The sequence below is a fragment of the Herbidospora galbida genome, from assembly GCF_005233835.1.
Classification (GTDB): domain Bacteria; phylum Actinomycetota; class Actinomycetes; order Streptosporangiales; family Streptosporangiaceae; genus Herbidospora; species Herbidospora galbida.
The window spans coordinates 62,310-76,705 of the sequence record NZ_SZQA01000036.1 but is presented as its reverse complement, the minus strand read 5'-3'; the positions used below and the strand labels follow the sequence as shown (position 1 = coordinate 76,705).

General features: G+C 72.4%; 17 protein-coding genes. 11 read left to right on the top strand and 6 right to left on the bottom strand.

The window, feature by feature from the left end; translation table 11 throughout:
* Positions 1 to 58 precede the first annotated feature (58 nt).
* Genes FDA94_RS30620 through FDA94_RS30600 form a run of 5 tightly spaced genes read left to right on the top strand, consistent with a single transcriptional unit; the run spans position 59 to position 4,062 of the window.
* Positions 59 to 1,063, top strand: a complete 1,005-nt coding sequence (locus FDA94_RS30620; protein ID WP_137250559.1) for an AAA family ATPase — start codon at positions 59 to 61, stop codon at positions 1,061 to 1,063.
* Positions 1,060 to 1,962 carry a DUF58 domain-containing protein gene (locus FDA94_RS30615; protein WP_137250537.1) on the top strand — a complete coding sequence of 301 codons (903 nt, stop codon included), beginning with the start codon at positions 1,060 to 1,062 and terminating at the stop codon, positions 1,960 to 1,962. The genes FDA94_RS30620 and FDA94_RS30615 overlap by 4 nt, the downstream gene beginning before the upstream one ends.
* Positions 1,959 to 2,906 (top strand): VWA domain-containing protein, encoded by a 948-nt coding sequence (locus FDA94_RS30610; RefSeq protein ID WP_137250536.1) that lies wholly within the window; start codon positions 1,959 to 1,961, stop codon positions 2,904 to 2,906. Before FDA94_RS30615 ends, FDA94_RS30610 begins: the two co-directional genes overlap by 4 nt.
* A gap of 23 nt (positions 2,907 to 2,929) precedes the next feature.
* On the top strand, positions 2,930 to 3,520 hold the full coding sequence (locus FDA94_RS30605; protein ID WP_246060236.1) for a class I SAM-dependent methyltransferase: 591 nt from the start codon (positions 2,930 to 2,932) through the stop codon (positions 3,518 to 3,520).
* On the top strand, positions 3,517 to 4,062 hold the full coding sequence (locus FDA94_RS30600) for a TrmH family RNA methyltransferase (RefSeq protein WP_137250535.1): 546 nt from the start codon (positions 3,517 to 3,519) through the stop codon (positions 4,060 to 4,062). Before FDA94_RS30605 ends, FDA94_RS30600 begins: the two co-directional genes overlap by 4 nt.
* A gap of 3 nt (positions 4,063 to 4,065) precedes the next feature.
* Here the strand turns inward: FDA94_RS30600 and FDA94_RS30595 are convergent, their stop codons facing one another.
* Positions 4,066 to 4,461, bottom strand: a complete 396-nt coding sequence (locus FDA94_RS30595; protein ID WP_137250534.1) for a YciI family protein — start codon at positions 4,459 to 4,461, stop codon at positions 4,066 to 4,068.
* A 25-nt stretch (positions 4,462 to 4,486) separates the two neighbouring features.
* On the opposite strand from FDA94_RS30595, the gene FDA94_RS30590 reads away from it, so the two are divergent.
* From FDA94_RS30590 to FDA94_RS30580, 3 genes are read left to right on the top strand one after another with little or no spacing between them, the layout of a single operon-like run.
* Positions 4,487 to 5,704 carry an RNA polymerase sigma factor gene (locus FDA94_RS30590; RefSeq protein WP_246060235.1) on the top strand — a complete coding sequence of 406 codons (1,218 nt, stop codon included), beginning with the start codon at positions 4,487 to 4,489 and terminating at the stop codon, positions 5,702 to 5,704.
* A 5-nt stretch (positions 5,705 to 5,709) separates the two neighbouring features.
* Positions 5,710 to 6,654, top strand: a complete 945-nt coding sequence (locus FDA94_RS30585) for a tyrosine-type recombinase/integrase (RefSeq protein WP_137250532.1) — start codon at positions 5,710 to 5,712, stop codon at positions 6,652 to 6,654.
* Positions 6,651 to 7,043: an ACT domain-containing protein gene (locus FDA94_RS30580; protein ID WP_137250531.1), complete on the top strand. Its 393-nt coding sequence runs from the start codon at positions 6,651 to 6,653 to the stop codon at positions 7,041 to 7,043. The genes FDA94_RS30585 and FDA94_RS30580 overlap by 4 nt, the downstream gene beginning before the upstream one ends.
* On the opposite strand, the gene FDA94_RS30575 is transcribed toward FDA94_RS30580, so the two are convergent.
* The 4 genes from FDA94_RS30575 to FDA94_RS30560 all read right to left on the bottom strand — a co-directional run bounded on the left by FDA94_RS30575 (position 7,013) and on the right by FDA94_RS30560 (position 10,338).
* A complete protein-coding gene (locus FDA94_RS30575; RefSeq protein ID WP_170991199.1) occupies positions 7,013 to 7,864 on the bottom strand; it encodes a phosphotransferase family protein in 852 nt (283 codons plus the stop codon). The two genes, FDA94_RS30580 and FDA94_RS30575, sit on opposite strands and share 31 nt — an antisense overlap.
* 91 nt (positions 7,865 to 7,955) lie before the next feature.
* On the bottom strand, positions 7,956 to 8,762 hold the full coding sequence (locus FDA94_RS30570) for an NAD-dependent protein deacetylase (RefSeq protein WP_137250557.1): 807 nt from the start codon (positions 8,760 to 8,762) through the stop codon (positions 7,956 to 7,958).
* Positions 8,762 to 9,994 (bottom strand): RNA polymerase sigma factor, encoded by a 1,233-nt coding sequence (locus FDA94_RS30565; RefSeq protein WP_137250529.1) that lies wholly within the window; start codon positions 9,992 to 9,994, stop codon positions 8,762 to 8,764. Before FDA94_RS30565 ends, FDA94_RS30570 begins: the two co-directional genes overlap by 1 nt.
* Positions 9,991 to 10,338 carry a YciI family protein gene (locus FDA94_RS30560; RefSeq protein ID WP_137250528.1) on the bottom strand — a complete coding sequence of 116 codons (348 nt, stop codon included), beginning with the start codon at positions 10,336 to 10,338 and terminating at the stop codon, positions 9,991 to 9,993. The genes FDA94_RS30565 and FDA94_RS30560 overlap by 4 nt, the downstream gene beginning before the upstream one ends.
* A 291-nt stretch (positions 10,339 to 10,629) precedes the next feature.
* On the opposite strand from FDA94_RS30560, the gene FDA94_RS30555 reads away from it, so the two are divergent.
* Positions 10,630 to 11,586 carry an ATP-binding cassette domain-containing protein gene (locus FDA94_RS30555; protein WP_137250527.1) on the top strand — a complete coding sequence of 319 codons (957 nt, stop codon included), beginning with the start codon at positions 10,630 to 10,632 and terminating at the stop codon, positions 11,584 to 11,586.
* 2 nt (positions 11,587 to 11,588) lie between these two features.
* Positions 11,589 to 12,338: an ABC transporter permease gene (locus FDA94_RS30550; protein ID WP_137250526.1), complete on the top strand. Its 750-nt coding sequence runs from the start codon at positions 11,589 to 11,591 to the stop codon at positions 12,336 to 12,338.
* Here the strand turns inward: FDA94_RS30550 and FDA94_RS30545 are convergent.
* A complete protein-coding gene (locus FDA94_RS30545) occupies positions 12,335 to 13,450 on the bottom strand; it encodes a winged helix DNA-binding domain-containing protein (protein ID WP_137250525.1) in 1,116 nt (371 codons plus the stop codon). The genes FDA94_RS30550 and FDA94_RS30545 overlap by 4 nt on opposite strands.
* Before the next feature lie 266 nt (positions 13,451 to 13,716).
* Here FDA94_RS30545 and FDA94_RS30540 point away from each other — a divergent pair, with 266 nt between their 5' ends.
* A complete protein-coding gene (locus FDA94_RS30540; protein WP_246060234.1) occupies positions 13,717 to 14,364 on the top strand; it encodes a lysophospholipid acyltransferase family protein in 648 nt (215 codons plus the stop codon).
* Positions 14,365 to 14,396: the final 32 nt, after the last annotated feature.

Here is a 14,396-nt window from a genome sequence, read left to right as displayed (position 1 = left end):
AATAACACGCATGATGGTTGCTGATGAAGGGCCGGGCACGTCCGTCGTGCCGGCGACGATGTCCGCAGGTGGCGGCGCCTCGACCGATGCCGACATGGGCGCGCTGCGCGACGCCCTGGCGGAGGTGCGGCGGGTCATCGTGGGGCAGGACCACATGGTCGAACGGCTCCTGGTCGCCCTGCTGGCGCGCGGCCACTGCCTGCTGGAAGGCGTGCCGGGCGTGGCCAAGACGCTGGCCGCCTCGACCCTGGCCACCGTGGTCGGCGGCACGTTCGCGCGCATCCAGTTCACGCCCGACCTGGTTCCCAGCGACATCGTCGGCACCCGCGTCTACCACCCCGGCACCGAGCGCTTCGACGTCGAGCTCGGGCCCGTGTTCGTCAACTTCCTGCTCGCCGACGAGATCAACCGCGCCCCGGCGAAGGTGCAGTCGGCCCTGCTGGAGGTCATGGCCGAACGCCAGGTCTCGCTGGCCGGCGTCACCCACCCGCTGCCGCGCCCGTTCGTCGTGCTGGCCACCCAGAACCCGATCGAGTCCGAGGGCGTCTACCCGCTGCCCGAGGTGCAGCGCGACCGGTTCCTGTTCAAGGTCCGCGTCGGCCACCCCAGCGCCAACGAGGAGCTGGAGATCCTCCACCGCATGAGCGTCACCCCGCCGACGCCCGACCCGATCCTCGACGCGCCGCGCCTGCTCGCGCTGCAGAAGTCGGCCGAGGCCGTGTCGGTCCACCAGCTGGTGGCCGACTACGTCGTCCGCCTGGTGATGGCCACCCGCGCGCCCGCCGACTACGGCCTGCGCGAACTGGAGGAGACCATCGAGATCGGGGTCAGCCCCCGCGCCACCCTCGGCCTGGTCGCCGCCGGCCGCGCCCTGGCGCTGCTGCGCGGCCGCGACTACCTGCTGCCCGACGACATCCGCGACGTCGCCGTCGACGTCATGTCCCACCGGCTCATGCTCACCTTCGACGCGCTGGCCGACGGCATCGAACCCGAAGACGTCGTCCGCCAGATCCTCCACTCCGTGCCGCCGCCGCTGGTCGTCTGGAACCAGGGCCAGCGATGAAGGGCGCCGACTCCGCGCTGCGCAAACTGGAGCTGACCGTCGTCCGCAGGCTCGACGGTCTCCTCCAGGGCGGCCACCTGGGCCTGCTGCCCGGCCCCGGCAGCGAGTTCGGCGACACCCGCGTCTACGTCCCCGGCGAGGACGACACGCGGCGGATGGACTGGAACGTCACCGCCCGCACCACCGTCCCGCACGTCAGAGACCTCATCTCCGACCGCGAACTGGAGACCTGGGCGCTGGTCGACCTGACCGCCAGCATGGACTTCGGCACCGCCGACATGGACAAGCGCACCCTGGTCATCCACGCCGTCGGCGCGCTCGGCTTCCTGTCCAGCCGCGTCGGCGACCGCTTCGGCGCCTACGTGCTGCACGGCGAGGAGGTCCACCGCTACCCGGCCCGGCCCGGCCGCGCCAACCTGTTCGGCCTGCTCCAGTCGCTCACCGACGCCCCGCGCTCCCGGGGCAGCAGCAGCCTGGGCGGCGCGATCGAGATGCTCGCCGCCGCCCACCGCCGCCGCGGCATGCGCGTCGTCGTCTCCGACTTCCTCGACGACCCCGCCGACTGGGAACGGCCCGTCCGCCGCCTGGCCGCCCGCCAGCAGGTGCTGGCCATCGAGGTCATCGACCCGCGCGAGCTGGAACTGCCCGACGTCGGCCAGATCACCCTGCTCGACCCGGAGACCGGCCGCCACCGCGACATCCATCTGACCCGCCGCGTCCGCGAACGCTACGCCGAGGCCGCCGCCGAGCAGCGGGAGAACAACCGCTCGGCGCTGCGCCGGGCCGGCGCGGCCCACCTCGTCCTGCGCACCGACCGCGACTGGATGACCGACATCGCCCAGTTCGTGCTCCGGCAGCGCCGAACCGCCCATGTGATGGCCCGGAGGGCACGCGCATGATCTTCCTGTCCCCCGCGTGGCTCTGGCTCTTCGCCGCGCTGGTCGCCCTGGCCGTGGTCTACGTGGTCATGCAGTACGTCCGGCGCCGCTACGCGGTCCGCTTCACCAACCTGGCCCTGCTGGCCCTGGTCGCGCCCGAGAAGCCCGGCTGGCGCCGCCACCTGACGGCAGGGCTGTTCCTGGCCATGATGAGCCTGCTCGTGCTGGGCGCCGCCCGGCCCGCCGACGAGGTGCGGGTGCCGCGCGACCGCGCCACCATCATGATCGCCGTCGACATCTCGCTGTCGATGGAGGCCGCCGACGTCGCCCCGACCCGCATGGTCGCCGCCCGCCAGGCCGCCGAACGGTTCGTCCAGGACCTGCCCGAACGCTTCAACGTCGGCGTCGTCTCCTTCGCCCGGTCGGCCGCCGTGGCCATCCCGCCCACCACCGACCACGCCGCGGTCGTCAACACCATCCGCAACCTGACCACGCGGCCCGGCACCGCCATCGGCGAGGCCGTCTTCAACTCCCTCGACGCCATCAGGTCCTTCGACCAGCAGGCCGTCACCGACCCGCCGCCCGCCGCGATCGTGCTGCTGTCCGACGGCGACAACACCAGCGGCCGGTCGGTCAACGAGGCCGTCGAGGCCGCCGCCGGCGGCAAGGTCCCGGTCTCCACCATCGCCTACGGCACCCCCGAGGGCACCGTCGCCATCGACGGCCGCAGCGTCCAGGTGCCGGTCAACAAGCAGACCCTCCAGTCGCTCGCCGACGGCACCAACGGCCGCGCCTACACCGCCGAGTCCGGCGACGAACTGCGCGAGGTCTACGCCCAGATCGGCACCAGCCTCGGCTACCGGGTCGTCCACCAGGAGATCACCCAGCGGTTCATCATCGGCGCCGTGGTCGCCGGGCTGCTGGTGGCGGGGTCGGCGCTGGTGCTCGGCACCCGCATCCCCTGAAAGCTCGGGTAACGTTCCACGCCGTGCACTACTTCGACGAACGGCCGCAGGCCGAGAGCAGGCCCGCCACGGTCCCGCTGGTGCTGCCCGACCTGCACCTGCGGCTCGAGACCGACCGGGGCGTGTTCTCCCCCGACCGCGTCGACACCGGCACCAGGATCCTGCTGGAGTCCGTGCCGCCCCCGCCCGCCGAGGGCGACCTGCTCGATCTGGGGTGCGGCTACGGGCCGATCGCGCTCACCATGGCGACCCGGTCGCCGCAGGCGACCGTCTGGGCCGTGGACGTCAACCGGCGGTCACTCGACCTCACGGAGCGCAACGCCACGGCCGCCCGCCTTGACAAAGTAAGGTGCGTGCACGCCGACGAGATGCCCGAGCAGGTGCGGTTCGCCGCGATCTGGTCCAACCCGGCCATCCGCATCGGCAAGCCCGCCCTGCACGCCATGCTCACCCGCTGGCTCGACCGGCTGCTCCCCGAGGGGGCCGCCTACCTGGTCGTCCAGAAGCACCTCGGCTCCGACTCCCTGCAGAAGTGGCTCACCGAGCAGGGCTGGACCGCTACCCGCCACGCCTCCCGCGCCGCCTACCGCATCCTGAAAGTGACGCCTCGATGACGACCCCGAACCCGCGCCGACAGCTCCGCCCGACCGACGTCAAGCGGCTCAACCGCACCTGGCGCCGCAACACGGCCGGCCGCCTCGGGATGATCGTCGAATCGGTGACCGGGCCGTTCAACATCGGTTCCATCTTCCGTACGGCCGCCGCCTTCGGCGTCGACGTCATCTGGCTGGCCGGCAACGCGACCCCGCCGACCAACCCCAAGGCGCAGAAGACCGCCCTGGGCACCGACCGGCTGGTCGAGTGGCACGAGCCGGTCCCGGCCGCCCAGGCCGTGCGCGCGGCCAAGGACGACGGGTTCGCCGTGGTGGCGATCGAGCTCACCGGCGACGCCCGCCCGCTGCACGAGGCCAAGCTGACCGGCGACGTGTGCCTGGTCGTCGGCAGTGAGGACCACGGCTGCTCCCCCGCCGTCCTGGAGTCGGCCGACGCGGTCGCCTACATCCCGCAGGTGGGCCGCGTCGGCTCCTTCAACGTCGCGGTCGCGGCGGCCATCGCCCTGGCCGAGGCCCGCCGCCAGGAGTGGTCGGCCCTGTAGGCCTCACCGCTCCCCCCGAGCCCGTTCCGCCGCGATGCGCTCGTCCAGTTCGGGGACCTCGAACACCTCGCGGATCTCCACCCCCTCCTCCCCGTCCTGGACGTAGGGCATCTTCAGCGCCCACGCCACCGCCTCCTCCTTCGACTCCACCTCAATGATCCAGAACCCCGCGATGACCTCCTTCGTCTCGGTGAACGGCCCGTCGATGACGACGGCCGTCCCCTTCCGGTACGAGATCCGCGCCCCCCTCGTCATCGGGTGCAGCGCCTCGGCCGACACCAGGACGCCGGCCTCCGTCATGGAGGCGTTGTAGGCGCGCATGGCCTCGATGAGCTCATCGCCGGGCAGCACCCCGGCCTCGCTGGCCTCGCTCCCCCGGCCCATGATCATGAATCGCATCGGCCCAGTCTGGTGGAATGACGCGGTGACCAACAAGGCGCACCAAGCGGCGGAACAGGTCTGGCGGACCGAGGCGGCCCGGGTCGTCGCCGGGCTGACGCGGCTCACCGGCGACGTCGGGCTGGCCGAGGAGCTGGCGCAGGACGCCCTGGTGGCGGCCCTCGAACAGTGGCCCCGCGACGGCATCCCCGACAACCCGGGAGCATGGCTGACCACCGTCGCCAAGCGCCGTGCCGTCGACCTGTTCCGGCGCCGGGAGCGCCACGACGCGAAGCTCGCCGAGCTGGCCAGGACCCTGAGCGACGTCGAGGAGCAGCCCGAGCCGGAGGCCATCGAGGACGACCTGCTGCGGCTGGTCTTCGTCGCCTGCCATCCGGTGCTGACCACCCAGACGCGGGTGGCGCTGACGTTGCGGCTGCTCGGCGGGCTGAGCACCGACGAGATCGCCCGCGCGTTCCTGACCCCCGAGGCCACGCTCGGCCAGCGGATCTCCCGCGCGAAGAAGACCCTCGCCAAGGAGCGCGTCCCGTTCGAGGTGCCGGGCCGTGAGGAGCTGGGCGAACGCCTGGAAGCGGTGCTGGAGGTCGTCTACCTGATCTTCAACGAGGGCTACACCGCCACCGCCGGCGACGACTGGATCAGGCCGCACCTCTGCGAGGAGGCGCTGCGGCTGGCCCGCCTCCTGGGGGACCTGCTGCCGCAGGAGGCCGAGGTGCACGGCCTGCGGGCGCTCCTGGAGATCCAGGCGTCGCGGCTGGACGCCCGCACCGACGCCGGCGGCGACCCGATCCTGCTGCCCGACCAGGACCGCACGAAGTGGGACCGTGACCGCATCGCCGCGGGGCTGGCCGCGCTGGAGAGGGCGGGCACGGGGCCGTACGCGCTCCAGGCCGCCATCGCCGCCTGCCATGCCAGGGCCGAGACGGCGGAGGCGACCGACTGGGGCCGCATCGCGGGCCTCTACGAACGGCTGGCCGAGGAGGTGCCCTCGCCGGTCGTCGAGCTGAACCGGGCGGTGGCGCTGTCGATGGCCTACGGCCCCTCGGCCGGGCTGGCGCTGGTCGAGGAGCTGGCCGACGAGCCCGCGCTGCAGAACTACCACCTGCTGCCCAGCGTGCGCGGCGATCTGCTGGCCAGGCTCGGCCGCGACGAGGAGGCCAGGGCCGAGTTCCGCCGCGCGGCGGGGCTGACGCGCAACGAGCGCGAGAGGGCGCTGCTGCTGGCCCGCGCCGGAGTATCCTGACGATCATGAGTCTGCCCGAACGCGTGATCGACGGCGTGGTGGCCCGCGACGGCGAGGCGGTGCTCGACCGGCTCACCCAGGCCTGGCTGCTGTCGTTCTCCTCGCCGCACACGCGCTCGGCCTACGGCTCCGACCTGGCCCAGTGGCTCGCCTTCTGCGAGCGGCACGAGATCCACCCGCTGCGGGCCGTCCGCGTCCACGGCGACGCGTTCGCCCGCTGGCTCGAACCGGTCTCCCCGCGCACCCTCGCGAGGAAGCTGTCGGCGATCTCGTCCTGGTACGCCTACGCGACCGACGAGGGCGTCCTGGAGTCCAACCCCTTCACCCGGGTACGCCGCCCCAAGGTCGAACGCTTCCAGTCCGAGACCGTCGGCCTCACCGAAGACGAGGCCCGCGCCCTCGTGGCGGCGGCCGACGCGACGAAGGGGCCCACCGCCCTGCGCACGGCCGCGTTCATCCGGCTCATGATCGAGCTGGGGCCGCGGGTGTCGGAGGCGCTGTCGGCCACCGTCGACGACCTGGGTCACCAGCGTGGCCACCGTACCCTCAAGATCGTCGGGAAGGGGCAGAAGACCCGCGTGCGCAACCTGCCCCCCGCCACCGCGGCCGCTCTCGACGCCTACCTCGACGACCGCGCCCGCCTGGCCGGGGTCGCCAGAGAGAAGCTGACCGGCCCGCTGTTCGCCACGGCGGGCGGCCGGGCCCTCGACCGCGCCGACGCCTACCGCCTGGTCGTGAAGGTCGCCAAGGCCGCGGGGCTGGAGTCGAAGGTGACCCCCCACGCCCTGCGCCACACCTTCGCGACGGTCGCCAGCGACCGGGGCGCGTCGGTCAAGCAGCTGCAGCAGGCCCTGGGCCATTCGAGCTCGTCGACCACCGACATCTACATCCACACCCGCGACAACCTCGAACGCGACCCGTCCCAGATCGTCGCGGCGGTGATCGGATGACGACCCCCGGCGAGCACGACCTCGCCACCCTGCTGGCCACCCTCGACCCGGTCCTGCACGACGGCGCCTACCTCTTCGCGACCGCCGACGAGCCGCCGCCCGGTCTCACCCCGGTGTTCACCTTCTGCGAGCCCGAGGGCCTGACCCTCGTGGTGCCCGAAGGTCAGGCCGACGGCGTCTTCCCGTGCCGCTGGATCACGTTGCGGGTGCACTCGTCGCTGGCGGCGGTCGGGATGCTGGCCGCGATCACCGCCGCGCTGGCGGCGGAGGGCATCGCGTGCAACGCGGTGTCGGCCTACTTCCACGACCACCTGTTCGTGCCGCCGGAGCGGGCCGACGACGCGATGCGGGTGCTGCGTCAGTTGTCGGCGAACGTCCAGGCCAGGTGAGACAGGCCCTCTTCGGCGTAGTGGTATGCCCCCGGCTGGGTGAGGCCGTAGGCGATGTCCTCGATGATCGCGCAGCGGGCGTAGAACCGTGCCCGCGTCTCGGCCGTCGGCCCGGCGTCGCCGCCGTGGTCGCGATAGTGGCGCAGCGTCTCGGCGAACACCTCGGGACCGAGGTCGCGCAGCACCAGCCCGAGGTCGTAGGCGGGGTCGGAGATCGCGGCGTCGGTCCAGTCGATGACCCCGGTGACGGTCGCGCCGTCGGTCAGCACGTGTTCGGCGCCGAGGTCGTTGTGGCAGAACGCCAGCGTCCTGGTCTCGTCGCGGGGCGGGTTCTCGCGGAGGAACCGCTCGATGGGGACGCGCAGGTCGTCGGGCACCTGCTCCCTGACGACCTCCTTGTACTCCTCGATCGTCCCGGCCAGCCAGGCGTAGAACGGGTCGTCGTCGACCTCGACCAGACCGGCGACCCGCTCCGTCGGCACCGCGTTCATCGCCGCGAGGAAGGCCCCGAGTGGCTTGGCGACCGCGATCCCGAGCCGGCTGTCGAGGGGTTCCCCGGCCAGCTTCCGGTACGCCATCACGCCCGCCCCCTCGTCCACGAACAGGACCCGGGGGGTCGGCACGGGTGAGACCTCCGCGACGACGGCGAGCAGCGCGGCCTCGCGGCGGACCTCCGCCGCGCCGCCCTCCTTGCTGCCGCGCACGATGAGGTCGCCGTCGACCTCGTAGGCGACGTTGTCCCAGCCTTCGCCGAGCTTGACCACCGACCGGGCCGGACGGCCCAGATGACGCGCCGCCACGGCGCCGATCTCGTCGATCACGGGCCCGACACTATCCGCCGCAGGTCGACGAACACGAGTTCGTCGCCCCGCTGGTATACCAGCTGGGTATGGCCCTCCACCGATGAAGGGGTCAGCCGGCCGCGGCCAGCACCGTGAGCGTCTCGCCCAGCGGCGCGTCGAGTTTGAGGAGCGCCTGGGCGTCTCCGCCGGTCGGGCCCTGGTTGACGATCGCGATCGGGATGCCGAGGGATTCGGCCCGGTCGACGAAGCGGCGGCCCGACCGCACCGCCAGCGACGAGCCCAGCACCAGCAGCAGCCGCGCCGCGGCGACCATCGCGAAGCACTCGTCGACGCGGGGCTGGGGCACGTTCTCGCCGAAGAAGACCACGTCGGGCTTGAGCAGACCGCCGCAGGCCGCGCAGTCGACCACGGTGAACCCGGCCACGAGCTCGTCGGGGACGACCGCGTCCCCGTCGGGGTTGATCGGCCCAACGGCCGCGTCGAAGCCGGGGTTGGCCGCCTTCAGGCGGTCGTCCAGTTCGGTTCGGGGGATCCGCACCCGGCACTTCAGGCAGGCGACACGGTCGAGGCCGCCGTGGAGTTCGACCACCCGGCGGGTGCCGGCCGCCTGGTGGAGGCCGTCGACGTTCTGGGTCACCACGCCGTCGACCAGGCCGAGCCGTTCGAGGCGGGCGACCGCGCGGTGACCGGCGTTGGGTTCGACGCGGCCCATGTGGCGCCAGCCGACGTGGCTGCGGGCCCAGTAGCGGCGCCGGGCGGTCGCGCTGGTGGTGAAGGTCTGGTAGGTCATCGGGTCGGCGCGGCGGGCCCGGCCGGTCTCGCCCCGGTAGTCGGGGATGCCCGACTCGGTCGACAGGCCCGCGCCGCTGAGGACCACCACTCCCCCGTCGCCGACCAGGCCGGCGAGTTCTCGCATCACCCGTCCATTCTGCGGTCCGCCTGACGTGCCTTGTGCTCCAGGTAGCGCCGTTCGGGCTGGTTCGCGGTCTGGCGCGCGGCCTTGGCGTAGGCGGCGCGGGCGCCGTCGAGGTCGCCGGCCATGTCGAGCAGGTGGGCCCGGACGGCCTCCACCCGGTGGTGGCCCTTCAGCCGGGCGTCTTCCTCGACCTCGGCGAGCAGGTCGAGGCCGGCGGCGGGGCCGTCGACCATGGCGACCGCGACGGCGTGGTTGAGCGACACCATGGGGCCGGGCCAGAAGCGCTTGAGGGTGGCGTACAGGACCAGGATCTGCCGCCAGTCGGTCTGGTCGGCGCTGGGGGCCTCGTCGTGGACGGCCGCGATGGCGGCCTGCACCTGGTAGGGGCCGAGCGAGGCCGAGCGCAGGGTCTCGGTGATCAGGTCGGCGCCCTCGGCGATGAGAGCCTGGTTCCAGCGGGAACGGTCCTGGTCGGCGAGCGGGATCAGGCTCCCGCCGGGGCCGGTGCGGGCCGGGCGGCGGGCGTCGGTGAGCAGCATCAGGGCCAGCAGCCCGGACACCTCGCCGTCGCCGGGCAGCAGCGCGTGCAGCCGCCGGGTCAGCCGGATCGCCTCGGCGGTCAGCTCGACGTCGAGGAGCCCCTCTCCGGCGCTGGCGGCGTAGCCCTCGTTGAAGATCAGGTAGAGGACGTGCAGGACGACCGCCAGCCGCCCCTCCCACTCGGCCACCGGAGGCGGCTCGAAGCGGGCTCCGGCGGCCCTGATCGCCTGCTTGGCGCGGCTGATGCGCTGGCCCATGGTCGCCTCGGGGACCAGGAACGCCCGCGCGATCTGCCCGGTCGTCAGCCCGCCGACGGCCCGCAGCGTCAGCGCCACCTGCGACGAGGGCGAGATCGACGGATGGCAGCACAGGAACAGCAGCGTGAGGGTGTCGTCGTGGAGCTCCACGTCGTCGCCCGGTCCGGGCATCGCCGAGACGCGTTCCTCGCGGCGTTCGCGCGCCTGGTCGCTGCGCGCCTCGTCGGCCAGGCGGCGGGTCGCGACGGTCACCAGCCAGGCCTTCGGACTGGCCGGGACGCCCTCGACGGGCCACTGCAGCGCCGCCGCCAGCAGGGCCTCCTGGACGGCGTCCTCACACGCGTCGAAGCGGCCCCAGCGGCGGACCAGCACCGCGAGCACCTGCGGCGCCAGTTCCCGCAGCAGGCGGTCGGTCACCGCGTCGACGCCGGTCATGACCCCTCGTACACCGGTCTCACCTCGACGGCGGAGAACTCGGCCTCCGGCAGCTGGGCCGCCAGTTCGACGGCCCGTCCGGCCGAGCACTCGACGATGTAGAAACTGGCCAGGAACTCCTTGGCCTCCACGAACGGCCCGTCGGTGACCACGGGGATCCCGTCGCGCACCCGTACGGACCTGGCCTGGTCTTCGCCTTCGAGCCCCTGCGCGGCCACCAGCTCGCCGGAGTCGCGGAGCCTGGCGATCCAGGCGTCGTGGCGGTCGACGAGGGTCTGGAACTCCTCCGGCGAGAACGCCGCGTACCCCGCCTGGGTGCCGTAGATCATCAGCGCGTACTTCATGGACCCGACCGTATCGCCCCCGATCAAAAAATCTTCAAAAACCGGTTGCCGCCCAGCTCACGGGCGGTTCCACCCTCGGTACGCCTCAGCCACCCTACGGCGTTTCCGCAGGTCAGACCGAATGTGAATGTGCCTTTCACGTTTGCCTGGAGGCCCGTGGGCCGGTCAGGATGGAGCGATCCCGAAACGCCCCCGACCAGGGGTTTCTTCGGCATGCCCCAAGCGAGACGCGGACGGCCGAAGGACGGCCGTGGCTCGCGCCATGCATCCGCCCAGAAGCAAGGACTGTCCATGATCCATGCCCGTGGCCTGACCAAGACGTACACCCTCAAGAAGACCTCCGTCGACGCCGTGCGCGGCGTCGACCTCGACGTGGAACCCGGTCAGCTCGTGGCCTTCCTCGGCCCCAACGGCGCCGGCAAGTCGACCTGCCTGCGGATGCTGACCGGCCTGCTCCCGCCGACCTCCGGCACGGCCCGGGTGGCCGGCCACGACGTCACGACCGAGGCGGCGGCCGTGCGCGCCCGGATCGGCTACATCGGCCAGAAGGGCGGCGCCGGTGAGGCCTTCCGGATCGGCGACGAGCTGGTCACCCAGGGCCGCTGCTACGGCATGACCCGCCGCGAGGCCCGCTCGCGGGCCGAGGAGCTGCTGACGGTGGTCGGCCTCGACGGCCTGTTCGCCCGCAAGCCGTCGACGCTGTCGGGCGGCCAGCGCCGCCGCCTGGACATCGCGCTCGGCCTGATGAACCGCCCGCCCCTGCTGTTCCTGGACGAACCCTCGACCGGCCTCGACCCGGCCAGCCGCGCCGACATCTGGTCGCACATCCTGCGGCTGCGCGCCGACCACGGGACCACGCTGTTCCTGACCACCCACTACCTGGAGGAGGCCGACGCGATGGCCGAACGCGTCGTGGTCATCGACCAGGGCCGCATCATCGCCGACGGCACCGCCCGGGGGCTCAAGGCCGACCTGGCCGGCGACCGGCTGACCGTCACCCTGCACGACCCGGCCGACGTCCCCCGCGCGGCCGAGCTCGCGGCGAGCCTGCCCGGCGCGGCCGACGTCACCTCCGACGGCCCGAAGCTGACCCTGCGCGTCGCGGCGGCCGACCGCGCGCTGCCCGAGTTCGTGCGCGCCCTCGACGCGGCCGGGCTGAAGGTCGACACGGCCGAGAGCTCCCGCCCCACGCTCGACGACGTCTTCCTGGCCCTGACGGGCCGCACCCTCCAGGACGAGGACGCCTGACCATGACCTTCTTCCGTGACACCGCCACGATCTTCAGCCGCGAGTTCGCCCCCGTCTGGCGCGAACCCCTCTCGCTCGTCTTCACCATGGCCCAGCCGTTGCTGTTCCTCTACCTGTTCGGCCCCCTGCTGGAGTCGGGCACCGCCACCCCCGGCCCCGCCTGGCAGTGGTTCGTGCCGGGCATCCTGATCATGATGTGCCTGTCGGGACCGCTGATGGCCGGGTACTTCCTGCTCCTCGACCTCATCGGCGGTTCCATGGAGCGCCTGCTGGTCACCCCGGTCAGCCGGACCGCCCTGCTGGTCGGCCGGACGCTCAAGGAGTTCGTCGTCCTGCTCGCCCAGGCGGTGCTCATCATCGGGCTGGCCGTCCCCCTCGGCCTCGACCTGCACGTCCCGGGCGTGCTGACCGGGCTGACGCTGCTGGTCGTGTTCGGGATCGGGCTCGGCGGGCTGTCGTTCGTGCTGGCCATCGTCTCGGCGCCCGGCGGGGAGCTGTTCTACGGCATCACCCAGGTCGTCATGTTCCCGCTGCTGCTGCTGTCGGGGGTGCTGCTGCCGGTCGAGAACGGGCCGGGCTGGCTCCAGGTCGCGGCCTCGATCAACCCCGTCACCTACATCGTGGAGGCCGAACGCTCGCTGTTCGCCGGCCGGTTCCTCGACGCGCCGGTGGTGTGGGGGACGGCGGCGGCCGTCGTCACCGCGCTCCTCGGGCTCCACCTGGCCCGGCGGCGCATGGCGCGCGGGCTCTAGCCCCGGAACACCACCTCGTGGGAGGCGGCGTCGGGGTGGGTGAACTCCAGCAGCCGCTTGGCCTCGGCGACCAGCTCGGCCTTGGCCAGGATGGGGACCTGCTCCAGCGGGGTGAGGATCAGCGTCACCGCGCCGCCCTTGGCCGTCGTCATCGTCCACAGCCCGGCGACCTTCCCGTCGACCAGGAACGACGGCTTGAGCTGGCCGTTGGCCTTCACGTAGACGTGGTCTCTGTGCGCGTCGGGCAGGATGCGGGTGCGGCGGCCGGGGGCGTAGGCGAGCAGGCTGCTGTCGAACCACGGCAGCAGCCTGACCGGCGCCTCGACGTCCTCTCCCGGCCGGGGCGCGCCGGGCAGGTCGTAGAGGGTGCGGCCGTCGTCGTCGGTGAACGTCACCAGGTCGGTCATGGCCTCCAGCGCCGTGCGGACCGGCGTGATGTTCCAGGCGATCCACGACGCGACGTCCTCGGCGGCGGCCGGGCCGAAGGCCCCCAGGTGGCGGCGGATCACGAAGTCCAGCGCCTCCGGCAGCGGCGGGAACTCCTTGACCGGGCCGAGCGCGAACAGCAGCGGGGTGCGCTTCGACCACACCCCCTCGGCCGGCACGCGGACGAACCCGACCCGCATCATCACCGACGTCCAGCGGTAGAGGCGCTGGAGCTCGATCTCGCGGCCGGACAACACGCCCGGGTTCGCGACCACCCACGCGTCAATCGCGGCCACCAGGTCGGCGACCGGACGCGGCGTGGCGCCCATCTCCCGCACCAGGTCGAGCAGCTCGCCGATCTCGGGTTCGGGACCGGCCCGGAACGAGCCCACCTTGGAGGCCGCCGACACCGCCGCGTAGGCGGGATAGTCGGCCGGGGTGACGGTGTGGATGGTGCCGCGCAGCAGCGTGCCGGTGACCAGGTCGCCGGTGGAGTGGGCGTGCCAGGGAGACCCGGGCGCCACCTCGTGGGCGCGGCTCCACAGCGCCGGCCCCAGCGCGGGCCAGTACTGCATCTGCAGCGCGCCGATCCGCTCGGCCACGCCCGGCAGCGGGAGGCGCATCCGCTCCAGCAGACCCTGGCGGGCGAGCAGGGCACGGTTGAGGGCGCGGGTCGTGATCGGCATGCCGCCAGCCTACGGGCCCGGGAACAGGGAGCCCCGGCATGTGGTTAACTACGTAGTGCCGGTGTGGATGTGTCCCCCGGGCCGCATATACCGCCTTCACGGAATACCGTTCGGCTGGAACCGTGTTGTGCATCTCGCCGAGGAGGCGACCACCACACCGGCCTAAAACGTTCTCCAGCGATGCCCCGCCCCAGCGCGGGGCATCGTCGTCTCTCGGTCCCGGCGACACCTAGGCTTGGAGCGGTCAACCGAGGGAGGAGCCCCCGTTGTCGTCGCTGTTCTATCGCGTCGCCAAAGTCATCAGCGTCCCGGTGATGCACGCCGTCTGGCGTCCGCGTGTCGTGGGCATGGAGCACGTCCCCGAGACCGGTCCGGCGATCATCGCCGCCAACCACCTGTCGGCGCTCGACTCCTTCTTCCTGCCCGCGTTGATGCCCCGGCCGGTCACCTTCGTCGCCAAGAACGAATACTTCACCGGCAGCCCGATCACCCGCTTGATCATGAGCGGCAACATCGCGATCGACCGCGACAGCGCCGGAGCCGCCCAGGCGATGCTCGACGCCGCCGCCGGCATCCTGAACGACGGCGGGCTGTTCGGCATCTACCCCGAGGGCACCCGCTCCCCCGACGGCCGCCTCTACAAGGGCAAGATCGGCGTCGCCTGGCTGACCCTGACGACCGGCGCGCCCGTCCTGCCGGTGGCGCTGGCGGGCACCGACAAGGTGCTGCCGCCGGGCGCGTCGGTGCCGCGCGTCCACCGCATCGACGTCACGATCGGCAAGCCGATGACCTTCGAGGGCGACGCCGCCAAGGCCCGCGACCGGCGTGAGGTCACCGACCAGATCATGGACGCCATCCGCGAACTCTCCGGCCAGGAGTACGTGCCCAGCTACGCCAAACGGCCTAATACGTAACAAATCCCCATTTGTAAGGAATGGGGTTCGCT

Coding starts and splice junctions, on each gene's coding strand:
- FDA94_RS30595 (WP_137250534.1), bottom strand. CDS start 4,461: ATGCGATTCATGATCATGGGCCGGGGGAGCGAGGCCAGCGAGGCCGGG.
- FDA94_RS30555 (WP_137250527.1), top strand. CDS start 10,630: ATGATCCATGCCCGTGGCCTGACCAAGACGTACACCCTCAAGAAGACC.
- FDA94_RS30570 (WP_137250557.1), bottom strand. CDS start 8,762: ATGCGAGAACTCGCCGGCCTGGTCGGCGACGGGGGAGTGGTGGTCCTC.
- FDA94_RS30600 (WP_137250535.1), top strand. CDS start 3,517: ATGACGACCCCGAACCCGCGCCGACAGCTCCGCCCGACCGACGTCAAG.
- FDA94_RS30610 (WP_137250536.1), top strand. CDS start 1,959: ATGATCTTCCTGTCCCCCGCGTGGCTCTGGCTCTTCGCCGCGCTGGTC.
- FDA94_RS30545 (WP_137250525.1), bottom strand. CDS start 13,450: ATGCCGATCACGACCCGCGCCCTCAACCGTGCCCTGCTCGCCCGCCAG.
- FDA94_RS30565 (WP_137250529.1), bottom strand. CDS start 9,994: ATGACCGGCGTCGACGCGGTGACCGACCGCCTGCTGCGGGAACTGGCG.
- FDA94_RS30615 (WP_137250537.1), top strand. CDS start 1,060: ATGAAGGGCGCCGACTCCGCGCTGCGCAAACTGGAGCTGACCGTCGTC.
- FDA94_RS30620 (WP_137250559.1), top strand. CDS start 59: ATGTCCGCAGGTGGCGGCGCCTCGACCGATGCCGACATGGGCGCGCTG.
- FDA94_RS30550 (WP_137250526.1), top strand. CDS start 11,589: ATGACCTTCTTCCGTGACACCGCCACGATCTTCAGCCGCGAGTTCGCC.
- FDA94_RS30560 (WP_137250528.1), bottom strand. CDS start 10,338: ATGAAGTACGCGCTGATGATCTACGGCACCCAGGCGGGGTACGCGGCG.
- FDA94_RS30580 (WP_137250531.1), top strand. CDS start 6,651: ATGACGACCCCCGGCGAGCACGACCTCGCCACCCTGCTGGCCACCCTC.
- FDA94_RS30585 (WP_137250532.1), top strand. CDS start 5,710: ATGAGTCTGCCCGAACGCGTGATCGACGGCGTGGTGGCCCGCGACGGC.